Genomic DNA, 22,479 nt, shown 5'->3' on the forward strand with positions numbered 1-22,479 from the left:
CCGAAAGGTCCCCTCCATGGCACGTCCGAAGAAGCGCTTCCAGCAGCTGATCGAGGAGATCGATCGCACCCCCTGGGGGCCCGCAGAGCAGGCGCTGGTCTCCGAGGCCGTCGCCCTGGCGATCGAGATCGGCGACGAGCGGCTCGAGTACGAGGCTCGGATGCGTCAGACCGCGTCGGCGAACATGAACGGCGCCACCGACGTGATGCTCAACTCGTTCGCGTGGTGCCTCGCCCATCACGATGCCGACCCGCAGCGCTTCCCGGCCGATCTCGACAACGGCGGAGCCGATCTGATGTGGCAGTTCAAGTGGATGGCCTCGTCGCTGCGGTCCTCCCCCGCGTTCTCGCAGGAGCAGATCGCCGCCGTGCTCGACGACATGGAGTCGCACTACCGCGCCGCGGGGCTCGGCGTCAGCGGCGTGCTCACCGCGCGCTTCGAGGACGCCTGGGACGCCGGTCGCATGGACGAGGCCGAGGCGCTGCGCGTGCAGCTGGAGGCGACGCCGCGCGACGACCACAGCCACTGCGACGCCTGTGGACGCAGTCAGATCGCGGGCTTCTTCGCCGACACCGACCGCGACGCCGAGGCGATCGTGCTCGTCGAGGAGATGATCGAGGGCGGATTCTCCTGTGGAGAGGAGCCCGAGCACGCCCTCTCGCGCGTGCTCCTGCCGTACCTGCGTGCCGGACGCCTCGACGAGGCGAAGACCGCGCATCTGCGCAGCTACCGACTGGCCAAGGACAACCCCGACAACCTTCGCATCGTCGCCAACAACATCGTGTTCGCAGCCCTCACCGGCAACGAGGCGCGCGCGCTCGCACTGGTCGAGAAGCACATCTCCTGGCTCGCGCACGACGGCCTGAACGTCGACGCCCACTTCGCGGCTCTCGCGGCCCTCGCCGTGGCGCTGGACCGGGTGACGGCCGTCGGACACGGCGACACTCCCGTGCGCGGCGCGGAGTCGGCCGCCCTCGTCCCGTTCTTCGGCGAGCACGACGGCACCTGGAGCGCCGCCGAGCTCGCGGCAACCGCGTGGACCGCTGCGGAGCGGATCGGAGCGGGCTTCGACGAGCGTGACGGGACGGACGGGCACGCCCGCAGCCTGGAACGGATGCGGGCGCTGGCGGACGAGCGGTACGACGTTCCGATCCGCTCCGACGCGTTCGTCGCCGCGGCACCCACCACCACACCGGTCGACGCGGACGGATGGTTCGAACGGGCGATGCAGCTCGCCCAGTTCGGCGCCGAGCACGAGACGCTCGAGGCCCTGCCCCGTGCCCTCGAGGTCGAGGACCCCGCCAAGCGCGCCCAGCTGCTCTCGATGCGCCTGGGCATCCTGATCGCCCTCGATCGCGCCGACGAGGCCCTGCAGCTTCTGCCGGAACGCATCGCTGCGCTGCGGGCGGCCGGCCGCGACGTGCAGGCCGACCTCGAGGAGCGCATCGGCCTCGCGACGTTCGGCCTGAACACCCCGGAGACGACCGCCGCGCTCGAAGAGGAGATCGGCGCCTCCGAGCATCTCCCCGCCTGGACGCGCGGCGACCTCGCGATCAGCCGCGCCGCCCTGCACCTGCAGTCCGGCGAACCCGACGCCGCGCTCGATCACGCCGAGGTGGCGGCGCGGTCGTTCGCCGAGGCCGAGGACACCCGTCTGACGAACACCACGACGCTGCTGGCCATCTCGGCCGTGCTGAGCAAGGGCGACCTCGAGGCCGGGAGCGCGCTGCTCGACCGCTTCCTCGCTCAGGACGACCTCAGCGCGGGCCACCGGGCCCAGGCGCTGCAGACCCGCGCACGCGTGCGCGGCGGCGGGAACACATACCTGGAGGGCGCGGCCGATGCCGACGAGGCCTGCCGCCTGCTCGCCGAACTGGGAGCGACCCGCGCGCTCGGTGACGCGCACCTGCTCGCCGGAGCCCTCTGGGAGGACGCGGACGAGCCGGAGAAAGCCGTCTCGCGCTACCGCCTCGCCGCGCGCCTGGGAGGCGAAGCCGGAGCGGACACGACCGGACTCGACTTCCGTCTCGCGCGCGCGATGCTGCGTGTCGGCGATGCAGAAGAAGCCGCAGAGCTGTTCGGCGACGTGCTGCAGCGCGAGGAGGAGGCCGACGTCCCCGCCGGCTCGCGCGCCATGACCGTGTCGATGCTCGCGCGCGCCCTGAGCGCCGCGGGCGAGTTCGGTCAGTCGGTCGGTGCGCACGGCTATGCCTCCGAACTGTTCGGGCAGGCCGAGGAGCACGCGGACCAGGCGATGTCGATGACGGAGCAGGCCAAGATCCTCGCGCGCTTCGACGAGCACGACGATGCGATCGCCCTGCTCGAGTCCGCCGCCGAGATCGTGCGGCGCGCGCCCGAAGCCGTCGGCGCGCTCACCGAGGTTCTGCACAGTCTCGGCCAGGCCTACGGCGGACGCGGCGATGAGCGGGCGTTCGGGCTCTTCGACGAGGTCGCCGCCCTCGCGCAGCAGCACGAGGCCGAGTGGCTGCTCGCGGATGTGACCGACTCGCGCGCACGGGCGCTGGCCGAGCTCGGCCGTGTCGATGAAGCCGTCTCGGCTGCTCTCACCGCGGCCGACGGCTTCGCAGCGCTCGGAGACCTGGGCTCGGCCGGAGGCTCGGAGCTGTTCGCGGCACGGGTGCTCGCCGGCAACGAGCGCTCAGCCGACGCGGTCCCGGTCTACCGCAGCGCCATCGAGCACGCGGCCGGACACCCGCCGCTGTTGCAGGTGTCGGCCCTCGAGCTCGGCAACGTGCTCGAGGCACTCGGCCGTCACGGCGAAGCCGCCGAGATCCGCGCGCACCTGGAGAGCTGAGCGCAGGGCCGGCGAGACGGCGCCGTCGCTGGGGGCGCCGTCTCAGAAGAGCTGGCGCCAGTTGGCTTTCGCGAGATCGAGGAGTTCGTCGCCACGCCCGGACATGACCGTGCGGATCGCGTAGAGCGCGAAGCCCTTGACCTGCGCCGCCTCGATCGCGGGCGGCATGGAGAGCTCCTGCCGTTCGGTGACCACGTCGAGCAGAGCGGGACCGTCATGGGCCAGCACTTCGCGGACGGCGTCGGGGAGGTCCTCGCTCCGCTCCACCCGGCGTGCGAAGATCCCCATCGCCTCGGCGATCGCAGCGAAGCTGGGGTTGTCCAGCCCCGTCCCGTACGTCACGAAGCCGGCGGCCTTCATCTCGAGCTCGACGAAGTTCAACGATGAGTTGTTGACCACGACGGTCTTCACGGGCAGCTTGTTCTGCGTCAGGGTCAGCAGCTCGCCGAGCATCATCGAGAGGCCGCCGTCACCCGCGAGCGCCACGACCTGACGGTCGGGGTGTGCGACCTGGGCCCCGATGCCGTGCATCAGCGCATTGGCCATGGAGCCGTGCGTGAACGAACCGATCAGTCGCCGGTTCTCGGTCATCGAGAGGTATCGCGCCGCCCACACGGTCGGCGACCCCACGTCGGCCGTGAAGATCGCATCGTCGGCCGCGTATTCGTCCAGGAGGCGAGCGAGGTACTGCGGGTGGATGGGACGCTTGCCCTTGGCCGGCACCGCCAGCTCGTCGAGCTTCTTGCGAGTCTTGCGGTAGTGCGCGGTGGCATCGTCGAGGTGCGTACGGTCGTCCTTGCGCGCCAGTCGAGGCAGCAGTGCGTCCGCCGTGGCACGCACATCGCCGACCAGCCCCAGATCGAGCGGATGCCGCTTGCCGAGCTGGGCACCACGGATGTCGACCTGGATCGTCGTCGCGTTGTCGGGGTAGAACTGCTCGTACGGGAAGTCGCTGCCCAGCACCAGCAGCGCGTCGGCGGCCTCCATGGCCCGGAAGCCCGAAGCGAAGCCGAGAAGCCCCGTCATCCCCACGTCGAAGGGGTTGTCGTACTCGATGAACTCCTTGCCGCGGAGCGCATGCACGATGGGAGCACCCAGTGTGTCGGCGAGCGCGATGACCTCGTCGTGCGCGCCCTCGACGCCGGCTCCGGCGAGGATCGTGACCTTCTTCGCGGCGTTCAACAGCGTCGCCGCCTTCTCGAGCTCCGCCGGATTGGGCACGACCACCGGGCGGGTGCGCTCGATCACGACGGCACGGTCGTCGGCGATGTCTGCCAGGGCGACGTCACCGGGGATCACGAGCACCGCGACCCCGCGCTCTTCGATGGCAGCACGCATGGCGATCTCCATCAGGCGCGGCATCTGCTTCGGATCGGCGACGTACTCGACGTAGACGCTGCACTCGCGGAAGAGCTCCTGCGGATGCGTCTCCTGGAAGTATCCGGTTCCGATCTCGGTGGTGGGGATGTGGGCGGCGATCGCGAGCACGGGAACACGTGAGCGGTTGGCGTCGTAGAGGCCGTTGATCAGATGCAGGTTCCCGGGCCCGCAGGATCCGGCGACGACGGCGAGCTCGCCGGTGGTTGCGGCATCGGCGGCGGCGGCGAACGCGGCGGATTCCTCGTGCCGCACATGCACCCATCGGATCGTGCCGTCTTTGCGCAGCGCATCCGTGAAGCCGTTCAGCGAGTCCCCGGGAATGCCGTAGACACGGTCGATCCCGTTGGCGTGCAGAGTCTTGACGATGTTCTCAGCGACGTTTGCCATGCTTCGACCCTACGCCCGAGGCACGGGGCTGAGGCTCGTCGGACGACCGTGACAGATGTCACTCGAACTGCCGACATCCGACACTGTCGCCGCTTCGACGCGCGATCTAGCCTCGAAGCATCAGAAGAAGCCGAGACGCTCGCCGGCGCATCCGGGGTCACGGCACGACGAGAGGATGCAGAATGAGCGACTTCGCCATCGGAGACACCGTGCAGATCACCGGACCGACGATGACCGGCAATGTCGGAACCGTCGTCTCGATCGACGGAAAGCGGGGAAAGTACCTCGTGCGCATCACGGACGTGACCCAGAACTACTTCACTCCCGAGGAGTTGAAGCTCTTCTCCGCCTGAGGGCGACGAGTGGCGCTCAGTACTCCTGAGCACCATCCCTGTCCGGCTCTGCACTGCGACGGAACGCCCGCCCGGAGACCGACGTCGGGTCGATGCGCACGTAGACGCGCTTGAGGGTGGGGATCCAGGGGCGAAGGCCCGCGGCATCCGCGCGGTGCACGTCCGCATCCGCCTCCAGAGCGGTCGCGTGCCCGCGGACGATGACGCTCCAGGCGTCCGTGTCGGTATGATCGTCGACCTCGAACAGCACGTCGGTGTTCACCGTCAGCTCGAACAGCTTGCTGCCTGGCGCCGTGCGGAACAGGATGCCGTCGCCGTCGACCACGTAGTTCACCGGGAAGATGTCGATCGTGTCCCCGACGTGGGTGACGAGTCTTCCCAGTTCCTGCGTGCCGAGCAGCTCCCGGCTCCGGTCGGTGGTCAGCATCTCGATGGGGTCGGTGTGCGCGCTCATGCCGCCATTGTCTCCCACTCGATGTCCCCACCGACAGGGCATCCGTCCCGCATTCGGTGGTGGATGTGACAACGGCCCCCCGCGTTCTGCGAGGGGCCGTTCATCGTGCGCTCAGCCGATGCGGATGAGCTTCTTGTTGACGAACTCGTCCGCGGCCAGGTGACCCAGTTCGCGGGCCGTGCCGCTGCGCTTGACGCCGCCGAACGGCAGCTCGGGGCTGTCGGCGAGCACGAGGTTGACGTAGACCATGCCCGCCTCGATCTTGTCGGCGACGCGCTCGGCCTGCGCGGCATCCGTCGTGAAGACGTAGGAGCCGAGACCGAAGGTGGTGTCGTTCGCGAGCTCGACCGCCGCGTCCTCATCCGCCACGCGGTAGACGACGGCGGCGGGGCCGAAGAGCTCCTCGCGGTAGACGTTCATCTCGGGCGTCACGTCAGCCAGCACGGTCGGAGCGAAGAACGCGCCGTCACGGGTGCCGCCGGTGAGGAGCGTCGCTCCCTGCTCGACCGCCTGGTCGATCTGCTTCTGCAGGTTGACCGCAGCCGTCTCGGACGACACCGGACCGAGGACCGTGTCGTCGAGCATGGGATCGGTCGCCTCGACGGCCGCCATCGCCGCCGTGAACTTCTCGACGAAGGCGTCGTACAGGCTGTCGACGATGATGAAGCGCTTCGCGCCGTTGCAGGCCTGCCCGTTGTTGTCGAGGCGCGCATCGACGCCGGCCTGCACCGTGGCGTCGAGGTCGTCGGTGGAGAGCACGATGAACGGGTCGGAGCCGCCGAGCTCGAGTGCGACCTTCTTGAGGTTGCGTCCGGCGATCTCGGCGACCGCGGCACCGGCGCGCTCGGATCCGGTGAGCGAGACGCCCTGCACGCGCGGGTCGGCGATCATCGTCGCGATCTGCTCGTTCGTCGCGAGGACGTTCTGGTAGGCGCCCTTCGGGAATCCGGCATCGTGATAGATCTTCTCGATCGCGGTCGACGACTCCGGGCACTGCGGGGCGGGCTTGAGCAGGATCGTGTTGCCCACGATCAGGTTGGGAGCGGCGAAGCGCACGATCTGGTACGCCGGGAAGTTCCACGGCATGATGCCGACGAGCGGGCCGAGCGAGGAACGGCGGATGATGGCCGACCCCTCCCCCAGGATCGCGATCGGCTGGTCGGCCATGATCGACTCCGCCTGGTCGGCGTAGTACTCGGCGATGTCGGCGGCGAAGTCGACCTCGCCCAGGGCGGCCTCGCGGGGCTTGCCCATCTCACGCACGAAGATGTCGGCGAGCTCTTCGCGGCGTTCGCGGTGCAGCTCGGCGGCACGCCGGACGAGGGCCGCGCGCTCGGCGACCGTCGACGAGCGCGACCACTCGCGGTGGGCCTCGTCGGCGGCGGCGACCGCCTCATCGATCTGGGCATCCGTGAACGTGTCGAAGGACGCCAGCGTCTCTCCGGTGGCGGGGTTGGTGACGGCGTAGTCGGTCATGACATGTCCTCTCGTGTGGTGGTGCGGGGCCCGACGCGCGGGCCCCGCATCGGAAATCAGGAGACCGGGATCAGCGTGTACTTGGTGGACAGGTACTCGTGGATGCCCTCGAAGCCGCCCTCGCGGCCGACGCCGGACTGCTTGACGCCGCCGAAGGGTGCGGCCGCGTTCGAGACAACGCCCACGTTGAGACCCATCATGCCGGTCTCGAGCCCGTCGATCATCCGCTGACCGCGCTGCAGGTTCTCGGTGAAGACGTACGACACGAGTCCGTACTCGGTGTCGTTCGCCAGGCGCACGGCCTCTTCCTCGGTCTCGAAGGTCGCGATCGCGAGCACCGGTCCGAAGATCTCCTCGCGCAGGATCGCGCTTCCCGCGACGACATCGGTCAGCACGGTCGGCTCGTAGAACGTGCCCGTGCCCTCCACGGCCTTGCCACCTGCGAGCAGCGTCGCACCGCGACCGACCGCATCGTCGACGAGTTCGCCGGCCTTCGCGACGGCATCCGCGTCGATGAGCGGTCCGATCGCCACGCCCTCTTCGGTGCCACGGCCGATCTTCATGCCGTTGACGCGCTCGGTGACACGCTTGGCGAATTCGCCCGCGACGTCCTTGTGCACGATGAAACGGTTCGCCGCCGTGCAGGCCTGTCCGATGTTGCGGAACTTCGCGGCCAGCGCACCGTCCACGGCCTTGTCGAGGTCGGCGTCGTCGAACACCACGAACGGGGCGTTGCCGCCGAGTTCCATCGACACGCGCAGCACGCCCTCCGCCGCCTGGGCGATGAGCTTGCGTCCGACCTCGGTCGAGCCCGTGAAGGAGAGCTTGCGCAGACGCGGGTCGGCGATGATCGGCGCCGACAGCGCGCTCGACTTCGAGGTCTGCACGACGTTGACGACACCGGCGGGAAGGCCGGCCTCTTCGAGCAGCTTCGTGAAGTACATCGTCGTCAGCGGCGTGAGTGCCGGGGGCTTGATCACCACGGTGCAGCCGGCCGCGAGTGCCGGAGCGATCTTGCGCGTCGCCATCGCGAACGGGAAGTTCCACGGCGTCACGAAGAACGACGGTCCGACCGGGCGCTGCGACACGACCATGTGACCGGTGCCCTCGGGGTTGATGCCGTAGCGGCCGCTGATGCGCACGGCCTCCTCGCTGAACCAGCGCAGGAACTCGCCGCCGTAGCCGACCTCGCCACGCGCCTCGGCGAGCGGCTTGCCCATCTCGAGCGTCATGAGCAGCGCCAGGTCCTCCTTGTGCTCCTGCACGAGGTCGAATGCCCGGCGGAGGATCTCACTGCGCACGCGCGGAGCCGTCGCGGCCCACGCGTCCTGCGCGGCGACGGCCGCATCGAGGGCGCGGATGCCGTCTGCGGGCGTCGCGTCGGCGATCGTGCGGATCACGGCACCGGTCGCGGGATCCTGCACGTCGAACGTGCCGCCGGTCTCGCCGTCGATCCACTCACCGCCGATGAAGAGGCCGGTGGGGATGCTGTCCAGGAGCGCCTGTTCGGTCTGAGTGCTCATGATTCTCTTTCTGTGAGGAGGGCTAGGAGCGCGTGCGTCGGCTGGGAGGTGCGTCGATGCTCAGCGTCTGACCGCGGAAGAACGCCGGCCGTCTGATGGCGTTCCAGACCATGACGACGATGCCGACGCCGATGATCAGCATTCCGAGGATGAAGACGATGCCGACGCCGCCGATCTGAGAACCCGAGCCGTAGGCCGGGTCCATCGAGTCGATCAGCGTCGTGAAGAACAGCACCGCGAGGATCGCACCGCCGACGAGCGGGAAGAGGAACGTGAAGAAGAAGTTCCTCGTCGAGTCGAACCACTGCTTGCGGAAGTACCAGACGCACGCGAAGGCGGTGATCCCGTAGTAGAAGCAGATCATCATGCCGAGCGTGAGGATGGTGTCCCACAGCGTGTCCTCGCTCACGACGCGCATCACAGCGTAGAAGGCCGACGCGACGATGGCGGAGATGATGGTCGCGTACCCCGGGGTGAAGAAGCGGGGGCTGACCTTCGCGAACGACTTGGGCAGGGCGCCGTAGTGCCCCATCGCCAGCAGCGTGCGCGCCGGTCCCACGAACGTGGACTGCAGCGACGACGCCGAGCTGGTCAGCACCGCGAGCGACACCAGGAAGGCGAGCGGGCCGAGGATCGGGCCGGAGAGGTGGAAGAACACGTTCTCCTGGATGTCCTCGTTGCCGAGACCCAGCGCACCGGTGCCGACACCGGCGAACATGATCATCGCCACCGCGAGCAGCAGGTAGAGCGAGACGATCATCAGCACCGTGACGGTGGCCGCGCGACCCGGGGTCTTCTCCGGGTCCTTGGTCTCCTCGTTCATGGTGAGGGTGACGTCCCAGCCCCAGAAGATGAAGATCGACAGCGAGAGTCCGGCGGCGACGGCGCTGAACGACGAGATCGCGAACGGGTTGAACCAGTTCAGATCGAAGGGCTGGTAGTCGAACCCGTTGCCGTTGACGGCCTGCACGATCGCCGCACCGGCGAAGAAGAGCAGGACGAGGATCTGGAAGCTGACGAGCCAGTACTGCAGCTTCTGCGTCGTCTGCATGTCGCGGTACGAGATCCAGGTCGCCCCGAGCATGAACAGCAGGCACACGCCGATGTTGATCCAGGTGACGCTCGCGAGGGAGGCGATGTCGGGGTTGCCCGTGATCTGCGAGATCAGCAGGAAGAGGAAGTCGACGGCGATGCCCGCGAGGTTGGACAGCACGAGGATCGTGGCGACGACCAGGCCCCAGCCCGCCATCCAGCCCACCCACGGACCGAAGGCGCGGGCCGCCCAGGTGAACGAGGTGCCGGAGTCGGGCATCCGGTTGTTGAGCTCGCGGTACCCGAAGGCGACCAGGAGCATCGGGATGAAGCCGACCAGGATGATCGCGGGGATCTGCGACCCCACCGTGGAGGCCACAGGGCCGACGGCGGCGGTGAAGGTGTAGGCGGGTGCGATGCACGAGATGCCGATCACGACCGCGCCGATCAGGCCGACCGTTCCGGCGCTCAGGCCCTTGGTGGAGATCCCGGTCGTGACACCGGATTCGGGCTCCGTCGCCCGGTTGGTGCTGCTCATCAGCGTTCTCCTGCTTCGTTGCGGGTGCGCGGGACGACGATCATGGGGACGGGCAGCTCGTGCAGCATCTTCGCCGCCGTGGAGCCCAGGAAGAGACGACGGGGCTGCGCCAGCCTGCTGGAGCCGACCAGGACCACCTCGCCGGGAAGCCAGGAGAGGTTCGCGACCGCATCTTCGACGGTGTCGCCCGGAGCCTTCTCGACGGCGGCGGTGCGCCCGTCGGGGAGCAGCTCTGTCGCCATCGCGAGGACCTCCTGCCCGTGGTCGTCACCGACCGTGCGGATCGCGCCCGTATCGAGCCCCGGGGGCACATCGAACGGCACGAGGGACACGAGGCGCAGGTCGACGCCGCTGTCGCCGGCGAGGGCGACAGCCTCGTCGAGCAGCGCATCGGCGCCCGGCCTCGATCCGACGGCGACCGTGACGCGCGGGATGACGTGGTCGTCCTGCTGGGCGGTGCCCACCGGAGCCAGTGCGACCGGGATGGTCGACGAATGGAGCAGCTCGGAGGCGACGCTGCCGAGCCGGTGGCGTCCGAAGATGCCCCCGCCCGCCGCACCGATCACGATCACCCGGGCGCCGAACTCCTCGCCAGCGGCAATGAGCCCCTCGGCGAACGACTCGGAGAACCGGACATGACCGCTGCGGGTCAGCTCCTGCGGCAGCCGGACGACGGCGTCGGCGAGCCACTTCCTGGCCTGCGACCGGATGTGCTCCTCATAGGCGCGCTCCGGCGGCACCGCGGCGTTGCGTGTTCCTTCGTTCGGCAGCACGATCACCAGGTGCAGGGTCGCGCCCAGGCTGCGGGCGATGCGCGCGCCCAGCGCCGCGGCATCCGCTCCCGCATCCGTCGCCGTGTACCCCACGACGACCGAGCCGGTCATCAGCTGCTGCTCTCGACAGCGCCGGACTCGCGGCTCGCATCGACGATGTTGGATGCGACGAGGTGTCCCATCCGGATCGCACCGTCGACGTGCTGGTACCCGGCTCCGGCCATGTCGCTGCAGGCGAAGTGGATCGGGCCGACCGCCGTGCGCAGGTCGGCGCCGTAACGGTGCAGGCCACCCATGTCGAAGCTCGCGGCATAGGCACCACGCGTCCACTCCTCGCTGCCCCAGTCGCTCTCGTAGTAGACGACCGGGTTCTTGGCCTCTGGGCCGTAATAGTGCGAGAGCGACTCGAGGATGCGCTCCTTGCGTTCCTCGGCAGAGAGCTCGAACACGCCGTCGGCGTTGGCGTCGGAGACGAAGCCCACCAGGGTGCCGCGCTCGTCGCCGTGGTTCGTGTTGTCGTACGCCTCGTGCGACAGCTCGTACGGGCTGAACGCGGTGCCGCTGAGACCCTGCTCGCGCCAGAACGGACGATCGTAGACCGCGTGCACCTTGATGACGAAGCCCATCGAGAGGTGCTGGTGCAGCTGGTGCTGACGACGCGGCAGCGGCGGATCGAAGGAGATACGGCTGTACAGCACCGGCGCGTGCGCGAGGATCGCGTGGCGGGCGCGGACCGTGAGCTCGTCGGTGGTGGCGACGACCCCCGCGTCCGACCACTCGAGGCTGCGGACCGGCTGGTTCAGCAGCACGTCGTCGCCCAGGCGCTCGGCGAGACGCAGCGGCACCTGCTGCAGACCGCCGACCACGCGCTTGTCGAGGATGAAGTCGGCGTCGACGAGGTTCGAGTACGAACCGGCGGATGCGGCCATCAGCAGCGACTGCAGCAGCGAGAACGAGTGCGTGGGCTTGGTGAGCATCGCCGATCCCGTGGCGAAGGCCAGGTTGCGCACGGCCTCGTCGTCATCGGTCTGCGAGCGCAGCCAGGCGTCCCAGGTGATCGAATCCCACTCCTCGGCGTTCGGGTGCGCCCACGGCTGATCGGGGTCGATCTCGGCGACCAGGGCGTCGAGGATGCCCGTGATCCGGGCGATCACGGCCTCGGTCTCCGGCGACACGGGGAACATCTCCCCCGTGAAACGGTGCGTCTTCCCGTCGGGGCCGACGTAGACGCTGTCGCCTTCGCGGTAGCGGCTGTAGGTCTCGAGGCCCAGCTCTTCGATGGCGTCCTTGAGCGCATCCTGATCGGGCGAGACCCACTGACCGCCGATCTCGAGCATGGCGCCGTCGATGACGTCGGTCCACAGGCGTCCGCCCACGCGGTCGCGGGCCTCCAGCACGGCGACCGACAGGCCGGCCTTGCGCAGGTCGTTCGCGGCGGTGAGCCCTGCGGCTCCGGCGCCGATGATGAGTACGTCGCGGGTGATCTCAGACATCTGCAACTCCTTCGTTGGGGGAAGTAGTGCCGGTCGCGACCCGAAATCCCCCGATTGGGGTCGCGACCGGACAGGGGGTCGGGCCGCACGGGAGTGCGGCCCGGATGCTATTCGGCGGCGGCCAGGGCGGCGGCGACGATGTCGAGTCCCTCGTTCAGCAGGTCGTCGCCGATCGAGAGCGGAGGGAGGAAGCGGATGACGTTGCCGTAGGTTCCGCAGGTGAGGACGATGACGCCCTGCGCGATGCACGCCTTGGCGACGGCGGCCGTGAGAGCGGCGTTCGGCGCCTTGGTCTCGGGGTCGACGAACTCGGCGGCGATCATCGCACCGTGGCCGCGGACGTCGCCGACGCGCGGGTCGTTCTGCTGGATCGCGGTGAGGCGGTCGATGAGGATCGTGCCGATCTCGCGCGCCCGCTCGATCACGCCGTCGTTCTCGAACACGTCGATCGAGGCGAGGGCTGCGGCGCAGGCGATGGGGTTGCCCCCGTAGGTGCCACCGAGGCCGCCCGAGTGCGAGGCGTCCATGATCTCGGAGCGACCGGTGACCGCAGCGAGCGGGAGGCCGCCGGCGATGCCCTTGGCCGTGGTGATCAGATCGGGCTCGATGCCGAAGATCTCGCTCGCGAACATGTGCCCGGTGCGGGCGAAGCCGGTCTGCACCTCGTCGGCGATGAACACGACGCCGTTCGCGCGGCACCACTCGACGATCGCGGGGAGGAACCCGTCGGCGGGGACGATGAAGCCGCCCTCGCCCTGGATGGGCTCGATGATGACCGCGGCCAGGTTGTCGGCGCCGATCTGCTTCTCGAGCTGGAGGATGACGCGGGCCGCGGCCTCACGTCCATCGAGTCCGTCGCGGAACGGGTACGACATCGGCGCCCGGTAGACCTCGGGCGCGAAGGGGCCGAAACCGCTCTTGTAGGGCATCGACTTGGCGGTGAGCGCCATGGTGAGGTTGGTGCGGCCATGGTAGCCGTGGTCGAAGGCGACGACCGCCTGGCGACCGGTGTGCTTGCGGGCGATCTTGATCGCGTTCTCGACCGCCTCGGCGCCCGAGTTGAACAGGGCGCTCTTCTTGGCGAAGTCACCGGGGGTCACGCGGTTGAGCGCCTCGGCGACGCCGACGTACGACTCGTAGGGCGAGATCATGAAACAGGTGTGGGTGAACTGCGCGGCCTGAGCGGCGACGGCCGCGGCGACCTTGGGGTGCGCGTTGCCGACGGTGGTCACGGCGATGCCAGAGCCGAGGTCGATGAGCGAGTTCCCGTCGGCGTCCACGACGACGCCGCCACCGGCGGCGACAGCGGCGACCGGAACGGTGTGTCCGACGCCCGCTGCCACGGCATCCGCCTTGCGCGCGAGGATCTCGGCCGAGCGCGGGCCGGGAAGATCCGTGACCAGACGACGCTCCTGGGGGAGGTCGGGTCCGCCGAGAGGGACTGCGGGGGCTGCGGTGTCGAGGAGTGCCATGTTCGCGAGCGTACGGCGGCCACCGAGCCGGCTGCACTCACCGGTCTGTACAATCTGGAGAAGCAAATCGCCCGCTCGTACAACTCGCCGGAGGTCACCGTGGTCGTCACCGCCCAGCCGACCCTGCGCGCCCTGTTGCAGCGTCGCGACCTCGGGCTCTCTCTGATCCCCCGCGAAGGCGACATCCCCGATGGGGCACTCGACCGCCCGCTGCGTTGGGTGCACAGCTCCGATCTCGCCGACCCCACCCCGTTCCTGTCCGAAGACCTGGCGCTGCTGACCACCGGAACCCAGTTCGACGAAGCCGTCAGCATCGACACGTACGTCGGGCGGCTCGCGGACCGCGGGGTGATCGGTCTGGGATTCGGCACCGAGGTGCACCGATCCGGCATCCCGGAAGAGCTCGTCGACGCGTGCGCCGCGCACGGGATGCCGCTGTTCGCCGTCCCGTACCGTACCCCGTTCATCGCCGTCGCCCGCGCGCACTCCGAGGCGATCGCGGCTCAGGCGTATGCCCGACGGTCCTGGGCCCTCGACACGCAGCGTGCCCTCGCTCTCGCCGCCCTCCGTCCGCACGGCCTCGATGCGACGATCGCCGAACTCGGGCGGCGAATCGGCGTCTGGGCCGGGATGTTCGACGCCGCCGGAGCGCTCACCCTCTCCCACCCTCGCGAAACGGTGGAGGCCCGTGTGCTCGACGAGCTCGGGAATCGCGCGGTGGAGATCCTGACCCGTGGACTCGAGGCGGGGCAGTCGCTCAGCATCGAAGACCATTCGTTCATGCTGTTCACGGTCGGCCGCGGCGGGCATCTGCGGGGCGTCATCGCCCTCGCCGTCGATACGCTCGATCCCGAAGCCCGGTCGGTCGTGACCTCGGTGATCGCCATGGCAGGACTCGCGATGGAGCAGAGCGAGCAGCTCGCCCGCAGTCGTCGTCGCCTGCACGCGCAGCTCCTCAGATCACTCCTCGCCGACGACCCCACCTTGGCCAGGAGGGTGCTGGGCAGCCTGCCCACCGCACCCGTGCTCGTGGCCGTCGCCGCCGACGCGCCGGCAGGGCCGCTCTCCGACTGGTGGGAGCGGCACCGCGCCGAGCACGGGACCTCGATCTTCCTCGCCGAATCCGAGGACGGGGTGACGATGTGCGTCTCAGCCGGAGACGAGGCCCTGCTCGACGAGGTCGCCGCCCGCTTCGGCATCCGCATCGGCGTCTCCGATCCCGAAGGGTACGACTCGTTCGCCCGGGCACACGCGCAGGCGCTCACGGCGCTGCGTCAGCAGGGCACCCACGGGGTCGCCCGCTACTCCGACACCGTCGGGTCGAGCATCCTCACGGCCCTCGCGACCGACGAGGCGCGCCTCGTCGCCGAATCGCGCCTGGCCCCGGTGCGCGAGCACGACGCCCGTACGGGCGCCGAGCTCGAACGCTCGCTGCGCACCTGGCTGGAGCATGACGCGAAAGCGGAATCCGCCGCGGTCGCGCTCGGAGTGCATCGGCACACCCTGCGCTCCCGCATCGCCCACGCGGGCGCGCTGCTCGACGTCGACCTGTCGACCTTCCCCGCCCGCGCCGAGCTCTGGACGATCCTGCAGACCGCCCGCGACTGAGCCGGGGCGGCTGCACGCTCCCGATCATCCACGTGCTTCCTGCTCGCACCCCGCGCGGCGGGAACGCTCCGGTCGCACTTCGCGCCGCCCCCGCGACGTCTGAGCGGCAGGAACTGCAACCGGAGCAGCGGGCCAACATCGGGCCAAGAGCGGGTCAGGAGTGGATGCGCGCTCCCGCAGCCAGCACCGCCCGGCACCGCGTGACGTCATCGGCAGTCTGGGCGATCAACGCCTCGACGCCGTCGAACCGCAGCGTCGGGCGAAGGCGCGCGACGAGGGTCACGCACAGGCGCCGACCGTAGAGGTCGATGTCGGCATCATGCAGGTGCACCTCGACGCGTCGCTCGCGATCGCCGTCGAAGGTCGGGTTCATCCCGACACTGACACTCGCCGCCCACGACAGCAGGTCGTCGTCGATCCGCACCCACGCCGCGTAGATCCCGTCGTCGGGCAGATCTTCGTGGTCGAGCGCCAGGTTCGCCGTCGGGAAGCCGAGCTCGCGACCCCGACCGTCGCCGGGGACGACCAGTCCGACGATCGTCCCGGGCGGCGACGCGCTCACGCGTTCTCGGGGGCGGCGATCGAGCGGTAGCGGCTCTGATGGAAGACCAGTGGCTCGACGTCGTCGAACAGCGTGATGTCGGCGATCTCGTACAGCGCGATCTCGTGGTCGCCGCCGTCGAACGTGCTGTGCAGGCGACACGTGAGCCAGAGCGCTGCGTCCGCGATCAGCACGGCTCCGCCATCGGTGCGGCGCCACTCATGGCCGCCGAACCGGTCGCCTTCCCTCGCCGAGAGCGAGCGGCTGAGCGGCTCGTGGTGCGCGGCGAGCACACTCATGCCGAGCTCGGGCACGGTGCGCAGCACCGGCCAGGTCTTCGACGTACGGGCGGCGCTGATCGCCACCAGCGCCGGTTCGAGCGAGATCGAGGTGAAGGAGTTGACCGCCATTCCCACGGCACGGTCGTCGACGTGCGCGGCCAGGGCCACGACGCCGGTCGGGTATACCGAGAAGGCCCGGCGGAGGGCGAGGTCGCGCGGGACCGTATCGTTCGTCAGCGCGTCGGTCACGACAGTCGTCATTTCGGCTTCCTTTCGTTAGTCAACTTTGACTAGTTTTGATAATAGGCAACTTTGATCATGCAAACAACAGGAAAGGCGAAGGCCAGCCGTTAGCATGAGGGGCATGTCGACCACCCGCCTCGTCGTCCTCGGCGCCGTGAAGCAGTTCCAGCCCGTGCACGGGTACTTCCTCCGTCGCGAACTCATGACCTGGCACGTCGACGAGTGGGCGCATATCCAACCCGGATCGATCTACAACGCCCTGCGCGCCCTCGAGGTCGACGGCTACATCGCCGAAAGCGGCACCGAAGCCGAGGGCAAGCGCCCGGCGCGGACCACCTACCGCATCACCCCGGCCGGCGAGGTCGAACTGCAGCGCATGCTGCGCGAGAACCTCTGGAACGTCGCAGCCTTCGACACCCAGGCCATCATGACCGTGGCCTCGTTCATGTTCGTTCTGAGTCGGCAGGAGGTGATCGCCGGCCTCGAGCACCGCCTCATCAAGAGCGACGCGATCATCACGCAGAACGGCTTCGACGTGCAGGACACGCTGCGCTCCGAGACGACGCCCAAGTACGTGCGGGAGATCTTCGACCTCTCCACAGCCCGCCTCACGGCCGAGAAGCAGTGGCTGCTCGACCTGCTGGAACGTCTGCGCGGTGGGGAGTACACATTCGCCGGCGAGACGACCGAGGGCGCAGCGTCGGCCGACGCGGCCTCGTCGGCCTGAGGTCAGCGCGACGAGACGAGCGCGTCGATCGACTCGCGCGACAGGGCCGACGTCGTCGCACCCCGATGCTGCGCCACCACGGCGCCGGCCGCACAGGCCCGGATCAGCGCCGTCTCGATTGCTTCTCCCTGGGCGAGCGCGGCGGCCAGGGCTCCGCAGAACGCATCGCCGGCGCCGGTCGTATCCACCGGATCGATCCGGAACGCGTCGACCTGCAGAGGATCGCTCCCCGCGCGATGCAGCACCACTCCCCCGGCACCCCGGGTGAGAACCACCACCGGGGCTCCGGCGGCGTGCAGCCGGTCGATGCCGCCGAGCGCGGTGCACTCGGTCTCGTTGACCACCAGCACGTCGACGTCGCCGAGCATCTCGACCGCCTCGGCATGTGCGGGCGCGGCGTTCAGGATCGTCAGGGCTCCGGCCGTCCGGCCCGCGCGCAGGGCGGCCGCCACGCTCGCGAGCGGAACCTCCAGCTGCGCGAGCACGACCGCCGCGCCCGCGATCCCGGCGACCGCGTCGTCGACATCGAGCTCGGCGTTCGCACCGGCCGCGACGATGATGCTGTTGTCGCCGTCGTCGAAGGCCAGCACGTGGGCGACGCCCGTCGGAACGGCGGCACTCCGGCGCAGGGCCGCCGCGACTCCGGCATCCGCCAGCGTCTGCTGCAGCACGTCGGCGGCCTCGTCCGTTCCGACCACCGCACAGAACCGGGTCGGAGCCCCGCTGCGTGCGGAGGCGACGGCCTGATTCAGCCCCTTGCCCCCGGCGAAGCGGCCGCCGGCCCGACCGAGCAGGGTCTCGCCGACACGTGGAGGGCGCGAGACCTCGACCACGAGATCGAGATTCGCGCTCCCCACGACGGCGACACCGGTGAGGGTGTCAGACACGCGACATCGTCCGTCGGTACTGGGAGCCGGTGTGCGAGTCGGAGAGCGCCGGCGTCGGCGTGCCGATCAGACGCTCACGCAGCGACTGCGGCTCGGCCGAGGGTTCGGCGATCGCACCGCGCTCCTTGAGGATCGGCAGCACGTGCTCGATGAAGTCGATCGTCGACGCCGGCGGGATGACGGGAGCGAACAGGAATCCGTCCAGGTCGGCGCCGTCGGCGAGCTCGATCATCCGGTCTGCCACCTGCTCGGGGGTGCCGACGATCGGGCGGGCGCCGACGCCGTGCGCGTGCCAGTCTCCGAGAACGTCGCCGACCGTCTTGTCGGCGAAGCGGGCGACCTGGGTCTGCGACAGCTCGGTGCTCAGCTCCGACATCGGCGTGTTCGGCGCATAGGCCGAGAGGTCGAGGCCGGTGAACCATGCGTAGGAGGCGACGGTGACGTCGGGGTTCTGCGCGTCGGCGACCTCGGCGTACTTGCGCTGCGCCTCTTCCTCGGTGCTGCCGACGATCGCGGCGAATGCCGACATGATCTTCACCTCGTCGGCCCCGCGGCCGTTCTTGACGGCCTCTTCGCGGATCGCCGACGAGTGCGCACGCAGCTGCTCGACCGAGCCGCTGCCGACGAAGATCGCCTCGCCGTGCTTGCCCCCGAACTCCCGGCCCGCGGGGGAAGCCCCGGCCTGGAACAGCACCGGGGTACCCTGCGGCGAGCGCGAGGTGTTGCCGTAGCCGTGCGATCGGAAGTAGGGGCCGTCGTGCGCAATGCGGTGCACCTTGGACGGGTCGGCGAAGCGCCCGGACTTGTCGCGCTCCAGAGCCCCTTCCTCCCACGCCTGCTCCCACAGCTTGTAGACGACCTGCATGAAGTCGTCGGCCATGAGGTAGCGCTCGTCGTGGCCGACCATCGGCACGCCGAAGCCCTGCACAGCCGTGTCCGCCGTGCCGGTGGTGACCACGTTCCAGCCGATGCGGCCGCCGGAGAGGATGTCGAGCGTCGCCATCCGTCGCGCGAACGAATAGGGCGGTTCGAGCAGTGTCGAGCCGGTGGCGACGAGCCCCAGGCGCGTCGTCTCGGGGATGAGAGCGGCGAGGATGATCGCCGGGTCCAGACGCGGCAGGTCGAGACCTTCGAGGGAGCAGATGTCGGGACGCTCGCCGGCGACGTCGGCCCACCCCCAGGCATCCGCGAGGAACAGGAAGTCGAACCCGGCGTCCTCGACCATGCGCGCGGTGTCGCGCCAGTACTCGAGCTTGTCGAACAGGTAGCGCCCGTTGTCGGGGTGCCGCCACGTGGCGGTGCCGGAGTCGTTCGCCTGGGCGTTCTCGAAGAGGCCGAGACGCAACTGCTTGACGGTGTTCTGATCGGTCATGTGCGGGTGCCTTCCTTGTGGGTGGTTCGTTCTGCTGGTTCCGGAGTCGTTCTGCTGGTTCCGGAGTCGTTCTGGTGGTTCCGGAGCGGTTCTGGAGTGGTTCCGGGCACGCCGGAGGAACCCCGGGACGGGTTGGGGGGCACCCGTCCCGGGATGAGGGTGCCGCGTCAGCCCTTGGCCGTGACCTCGCCGTCGCTCCACCAGAGCACGCGCTTGCGCACCAGGGCGAGGACGATGATCAGGAGCACACCGAGCAGGCAGAGCAGAGCGATGCTGGCCCAGGTGACCGCGAGGTTCGCCTGAGCCGCAGACGTGGTGACGAGCGAGCCGAGACCGGCCTGCTGTCCCGCCGCGACGAACTCGGCGACCGCCGCGCCGACCACCGCGAGCGGCAGGGCGATGCGGAGCCCTGCGAACACGTAGGGCATGCTGCCGGGAAAGCGCAGCTCGCGGAAGATCTCCCACCGCGAGGCGTGCAGCGTCTTGAAGACGTCGAGCGCCTTCTGATCGACGTCGCGCAGACCCGCGAGCGAGTTCACGAGCATCGGGAAGAACACCACGAGCCCCGTCACGATGAACTTCGGCACCATGCCGAAGCCGAAGGCCACGACCAGTGCGGGGGCGATCGCCACGATCGGGGTCACCATCACGATGATGACCAGCGGCATGACCGCCCGCTCGATGATCTGGAACTCCGCCATGACGACCGCCAGGAGGAATCCGGCGAGGATACCGGCGGCGGCGCCGACCACCACCTCGAGGAGCGTGACGAGGAAGTTCGACCAGTACATGCCGGCGTCATCGACGAGGCTGGCGCCGATCGCCTCCAGCGTCGGCAGCACGTACGGGTTGGTCCAGGCCACGACCTGCCAGAGGAGAGCGGCGATCACGAAGGTGATCAACGTGGGTCCCCACGCTCCCCAGCGCAGCCAGGAAGGAACTCCCCGGCGTGGCTGGGCCTTCAGGCGGGCGGTCGCGAGGGTGGCGGTCGTGTCTCTCATCGTCAGCTCAGACATGGGCCTTCTCCGTCTGCGCGCGCAGCGCACCGCGCACGACTGCTTCCAGTTCGCGGAACTCGTCCGTCGCGTAGGCCTCTTCGGTGCGCGGCCGCGGCAGGTTCACATCGATCACCTGGGCGATGCGCCCCGGGTGCGCGGCCATCACCACGATGCGGTCGGAGAGCATGATCGCCTCCGGCACCGAGTGCGTGACGAACATGACGGCCTTGCGGTTGGACTGCCAGAACTCCAGCAGCGCGATCCGCTGCAGGTCGCGGTTCATCTCGTCGAGCGCCGAGAACGGCTCGTCCATCAGCATGATGGCCGGGTCGAACACGAAGGCCCTCGCGATCGCGGCGCGCTGCTGCATGCCGCCCGAGAGCTGACCGGGGTACTTCTTCATCGCCTGTCCGAGCCCGAACGTCGACAACAGCTCCTCCGGGTCGCGCAGCGCTCGCCCGGTGTTGGCCTTGGCGTTGATCCGCACCGGCAGCTCGACGTTCTCGCGCACCGTCTTCCACGGCAGCAGTGCGGGCGACTGCGGCACGAGACCGATCTTCTTGTCGCGCGAAGCCGCCGTGACGCTCTCTCCGTCGATCGTGACGCTTCCGGAGTCGGCGTCGAGAAGGCCGGCGACGACCTTGAGCAGTGTGGACTTGCCGCAGCCGCTCGGGCCGATCACCGACACGAACTCGCCCATTCCGATCGTCAGGCTCACATCATCGAGCACGGTGACCTTCGCGCCGTCGACGCCGAACGACTTCGAGACGTTCCTGACCTCGACGCCGGCGCCGTGTGCGACCGTCATCACTTCTCCTGCCAGATCAGGGTGTCGCCGTCGTAGAGGTCGGCGACCAGGTCGGCGTCCATCATGTCGGCGATCGCGGGCAGCTCCTTGACGTCGCCGTACTTCTTCACGAGGGCGTGCTCGGGCTCCCACATCGACTCGTTCTGCACGCCGGGGTTCCCGCCGGCGCTCTCGCGCACCCACGCGGACTCCACCTCCCACGTGCGGGCGAGCTGGTCGCGGGGGAACGCTGCGCCCTGACCGCTGTCCTCGGCCAGCTTCGCGAGCTTGTCGATGCAGGCATCCGACTCGTCCAGGCAGTACTGCAGCGCCTTGAGGCTCGCCCGCATGAAGTCGGCGGCGACCTCGCGGTGCTCGTCGAGGAATCGGGAATTCACCTCCATCACGTTGTATGTACCCTCGACGCCGAGATCGGCGGGGAGGAACTCGCTGAACGGCAGGCCCTGAGCCTTGAGCGACTGCGGCTGGTTGGAGGCGTAGCCGACGATCGCGTCGACCTGCTCGCGGACGACGACCGTGGGGTCGTAGTTGGTCATCTTGACCATCTCGACCTTCGAGACGTCGACGCCGGCCTCGTCGAGCATGGCCGAGGCGATCGGCGTCAGGTTGATGAAGTATCCGAGCGATCCGCCCTCGAGGTCCTTCAGGCTCTCGAGCTTCTCGTTGCCGAAGATCGAGAACGGCAGGGTCGTGCCGTAGGTGGCGACCGCCGTGAGGTTCTTGCTGTTCGCCGCCGCCAGCATCACGTCGGATGCCGAACCGAGAGCGGTGAACTGGGCCTGACCGGATGCCACGAGCTGCTGCCCGTTCGCCCCGGAGGCGTTGATCTCGACATCGAGGCACAGGTCGTCGAAGTAGCCCAGCTCCTCGGCGAGGAACACGTCGAGCTGGCCGGCGCTGGCGGAGTAGCCGTAGCCGGAGATGTAGGTGATGGTGCCGGCATCCTGATTCCGCTTGCAGGCGTCGGTGTCGCTCGCACTCGTGGGGGCGGTATCGCCGCCTGGCGTCTGCGCGGAGCATGCTCCGAGCGTCAGCGTGGCGGCGAGAACGCACGTCAGGGTGGCAGTGATGCGGAATCGGGTTTCCGCAGAGGAAGTAGCCATGAGGGTCCCTTCTCGGCCGTTCGTCGTTGATGGCTCGATGAAAGTAACATAGTCAAGATTGACTAAGCAAGATCAAACTAACTTTTGACGACAGGCACGACACGGACGGGGGCTGGACGGGCGTCGAGTGCACGCGAACTCGCCGAGTGCACGACTTGTCGACGTCGAGAAGCCGTGCACTCGGCAGGAAGTCGTGCACCCGGCGACACAGAGCG

19 protein-coding genes are annotated in these 22,479 nt (G+C 69.0%); 4 read left to right on the top strand and 15 right to left on the bottom strand.

Annotated elements, in window-relative coordinates; translation table 11 throughout:
- Positions 1–16 precede the first annotated feature (16 nt).
- A complete protein-coding gene (locus ABDC25_RS14635; protein ID WP_347123378.1) occupies positions 17–2,815 on the top strand; it encodes a hypothetical protein in 2,799 nt (932 codons plus the stop codon).
- A gap of 42 nt (positions 2,816–2,857) precedes the next feature.
- Here ABDC25_RS14635 and poxB read toward each other — a convergent pair whose 3' ends face one another.
- Positions 2,858–4,582: a ubiquinone-dependent pyruvate dehydrogenase gene (gene poxB / locus ABDC25_RS14640; protein WP_021201068.1), complete on the bottom strand. Its 1,725-nt coding sequence runs from the start codon at positions 4,580–4,582 to the stop codon at positions 2,858–2,860.
- A gap of 182 nt (positions 4,583–4,764) precedes the next feature.
- Here poxB and ABDC25_RS14645 point away from each other — a divergent pair, with 182 nt between their 5' ends.
- On the top strand, positions 4,765–4,935 hold the full coding sequence (locus ABDC25_RS14645) for a hypothetical protein (protein ID WP_167255625.1): 171 nt from the start codon (positions 4,765–4,767) through the stop codon (positions 4,933–4,935).
- Between the two features lie 16 nt (positions 4,936–4,951).
- Here ABDC25_RS14645 and ABDC25_RS14650 read toward each other — a convergent pair whose 3' ends face one another.
- The 7 genes from ABDC25_RS14650 to gabT form a co-directional block, all read right to left on the bottom strand.
- On the bottom strand, positions 4,952–5,389 hold the full coding sequence (locus ABDC25_RS14650) for a pyridoxamine 5'-phosphate oxidase family protein (protein WP_029258912.1): 438 nt from the start codon (positions 5,387–5,389) through the stop codon (positions 4,952–4,954).
- A gap of 111 nt (positions 5,390–5,500) precedes the next feature.
- A complete protein-coding gene (locus tag ABDC25_RS14655; protein WP_029258913.1) occupies positions 5,501–6,865 on the bottom strand; it encodes an NAD-dependent succinate-semialdehyde dehydrogenase in 1,365 nt (454 codons plus the stop codon).
- Between the two features lie 56 nt (positions 6,866–6,921).
- Positions 6,922–8,388 carry an NAD-dependent succinate-semialdehyde dehydrogenase gene (locus ABDC25_RS14660; protein WP_029258914.1) on the bottom strand — a complete coding sequence of 489 codons (1,467 nt, stop codon included), beginning with the start codon at positions 8,386–8,388 and terminating at the stop codon, positions 6,922–6,924.
- Positions 8,389–8,410: 22 nt separating this feature from the next.
- On the bottom strand, positions 8,411–9,958 hold the full coding sequence (locus tag ABDC25_RS14665) for an APC family permease (RefSeq protein ID WP_029258915.1): 1,548 nt from the start codon (positions 9,956–9,958) through the stop codon (positions 8,411–8,413).
- Complete coding sequence (locus tag ABDC25_RS14670; protein WP_021201074.1) at positions 9,958–10,842, bottom strand: universal stress protein; 885 nt, start codon at positions 10,840–10,842, stop codon at positions 9,958–9,960. Before ABDC25_RS14670 ends, ABDC25_RS14665 begins: the two co-directional genes overlap by 1 nt.
- Positions 10,842–12,224 (bottom strand): NAD(P)/FAD-dependent oxidoreductase, encoded by a 1,383-nt coding sequence (locus ABDC25_RS14675; protein WP_021201075.1) that lies wholly within the window; start codon positions 12,222–12,224, stop codon positions 10,842–10,844. The genes ABDC25_RS14670 and ABDC25_RS14675 overlap by 1 nt, the downstream gene beginning before the upstream one ends.
- A gap of 107 nt (positions 12,225–12,331) precedes the next feature.
- Positions 12,332–13,696, bottom strand: coding sequence for a 4-aminobutyrate--2-oxoglutarate transaminase (gene gabT, locus ABDC25_RS14680; RefSeq protein WP_029258916.1), 1,365 nt, complete (start codon positions 13,694–13,696; stop codon positions 12,332–12,334).
- Positions 13,697–13,795: 99 nt separating this feature from the next.
- Between gabT and ABDC25_RS14685 the strand changes: the two genes are divergently transcribed.
- On the top strand, positions 13,796–15,304 hold the full coding sequence (locus ABDC25_RS14685) for a PucR family transcriptional regulator (protein ID WP_167255623.1): 1,509 nt from the start codon (positions 13,796–13,798) through the stop codon (positions 15,302–15,304).
- 154 nt (positions 15,305–15,458) lie between these two features.
- On the opposite strand, the gene ABDC25_RS14690 is transcribed toward ABDC25_RS14685, so the two are convergent.
- Both ABDC25_RS14690 and ABDC25_RS14695 read right to left on the bottom strand, forming a co-directional pair.
- A complete protein-coding gene (locus tag ABDC25_RS14690; RefSeq protein WP_021201078.1) occupies positions 15,459–15,866 on the bottom strand; it encodes a riboflavin kinase in 408 nt (135 codons plus the stop codon).
- Positions 15,863–16,387: a flavin reductase family protein gene (locus tag ABDC25_RS14695; RefSeq protein ID WP_021201079.1), complete on the bottom strand. Its 525-nt coding sequence runs from the start codon at positions 16,385–16,387 to the stop codon at positions 15,863–15,865. The genes ABDC25_RS14690 and ABDC25_RS14695 overlap by 4 nt, the downstream gene beginning before the upstream one ends.
- A gap of 103 nt (positions 16,388–16,490) precedes the next feature.
- Between ABDC25_RS14695 and ABDC25_RS14700 the strand changes: the two genes are divergently transcribed.
- Positions 16,491–17,096 (top strand): PadR family transcriptional regulator, encoded by a 606-nt coding sequence (locus tag ABDC25_RS14700; protein WP_021201080.1) that lies wholly within the window; start codon positions 16,491–16,493, stop codon positions 17,094–17,096.
- A gap of 2 nt (positions 17,097–17,098) precedes the next feature.
- On the opposite strand, the gene ABDC25_RS14705 is transcribed toward ABDC25_RS14700, so the two are convergent.
- From ABDC25_RS14705 to ABDC25_RS14725, 5 genes are all read right to left on the bottom strand, one after another.
- Positions 17,099–17,983, bottom strand: coding sequence for a ribokinase (locus tag ABDC25_RS14705; protein WP_347123384.1), 885 nt, complete (start codon positions 17,981–17,983; stop codon positions 17,099–17,101).
- The gene (locus ABDC25_RS14710) at positions 17,976–19,355 is read right to left on the bottom strand and encodes an NtaA/DmoA family FMN-dependent monooxygenase (protein WP_347123386.1); all 1,380 of its coding nucleotides are present in this window, start codon (positions 19,353–19,355) and stop codon (positions 17,976–17,978) included. The genes ABDC25_RS14705 and ABDC25_RS14710 overlap by 8 nt, the downstream gene beginning before the upstream one ends.
- 167 nt (positions 19,356–19,522) lie before the next feature.
- Entirely contained in the window at positions 19,523–20,371 is an 849-nt protein-coding gene (locus tag ABDC25_RS14715) for an ABC transporter permease (RefSeq protein WP_021201083.1), read from the bottom strand.
- On the bottom strand, positions 20,364–21,161 hold the full coding sequence (locus ABDC25_RS14720; RefSeq protein ID WP_136024938.1) for an ABC transporter ATP-binding protein: 798 nt from the start codon (positions 21,159–21,161) through the stop codon (positions 20,364–20,366). The genes ABDC25_RS14715 and ABDC25_RS14720 overlap by 8 nt, the downstream gene beginning before the upstream one ends.
- Positions 21,161–22,264: an ABC transporter substrate-binding protein gene (locus ABDC25_RS14725; protein ID WP_347123389.1), complete on the bottom strand. Its 1,104-nt coding sequence runs from the start codon at positions 22,262–22,264 to the stop codon at positions 21,161–21,163. Before ABDC25_RS14725 ends, ABDC25_RS14720 begins: the two co-directional genes overlap by 1 nt.
- Positions 22,265–22,479 lie beyond the last annotated feature (215 nt).

It is taken from the genome of Microbacterium sp. SY138, from assembly GCF_039729145.1.
In the GTDB taxonomy this organism is placed as follows: Bacteria; Actinomycetota; Actinomycetes; order Actinomycetales; family Microbacteriaceae; genus Microbacterium; species Microbacterium maritypicum_A.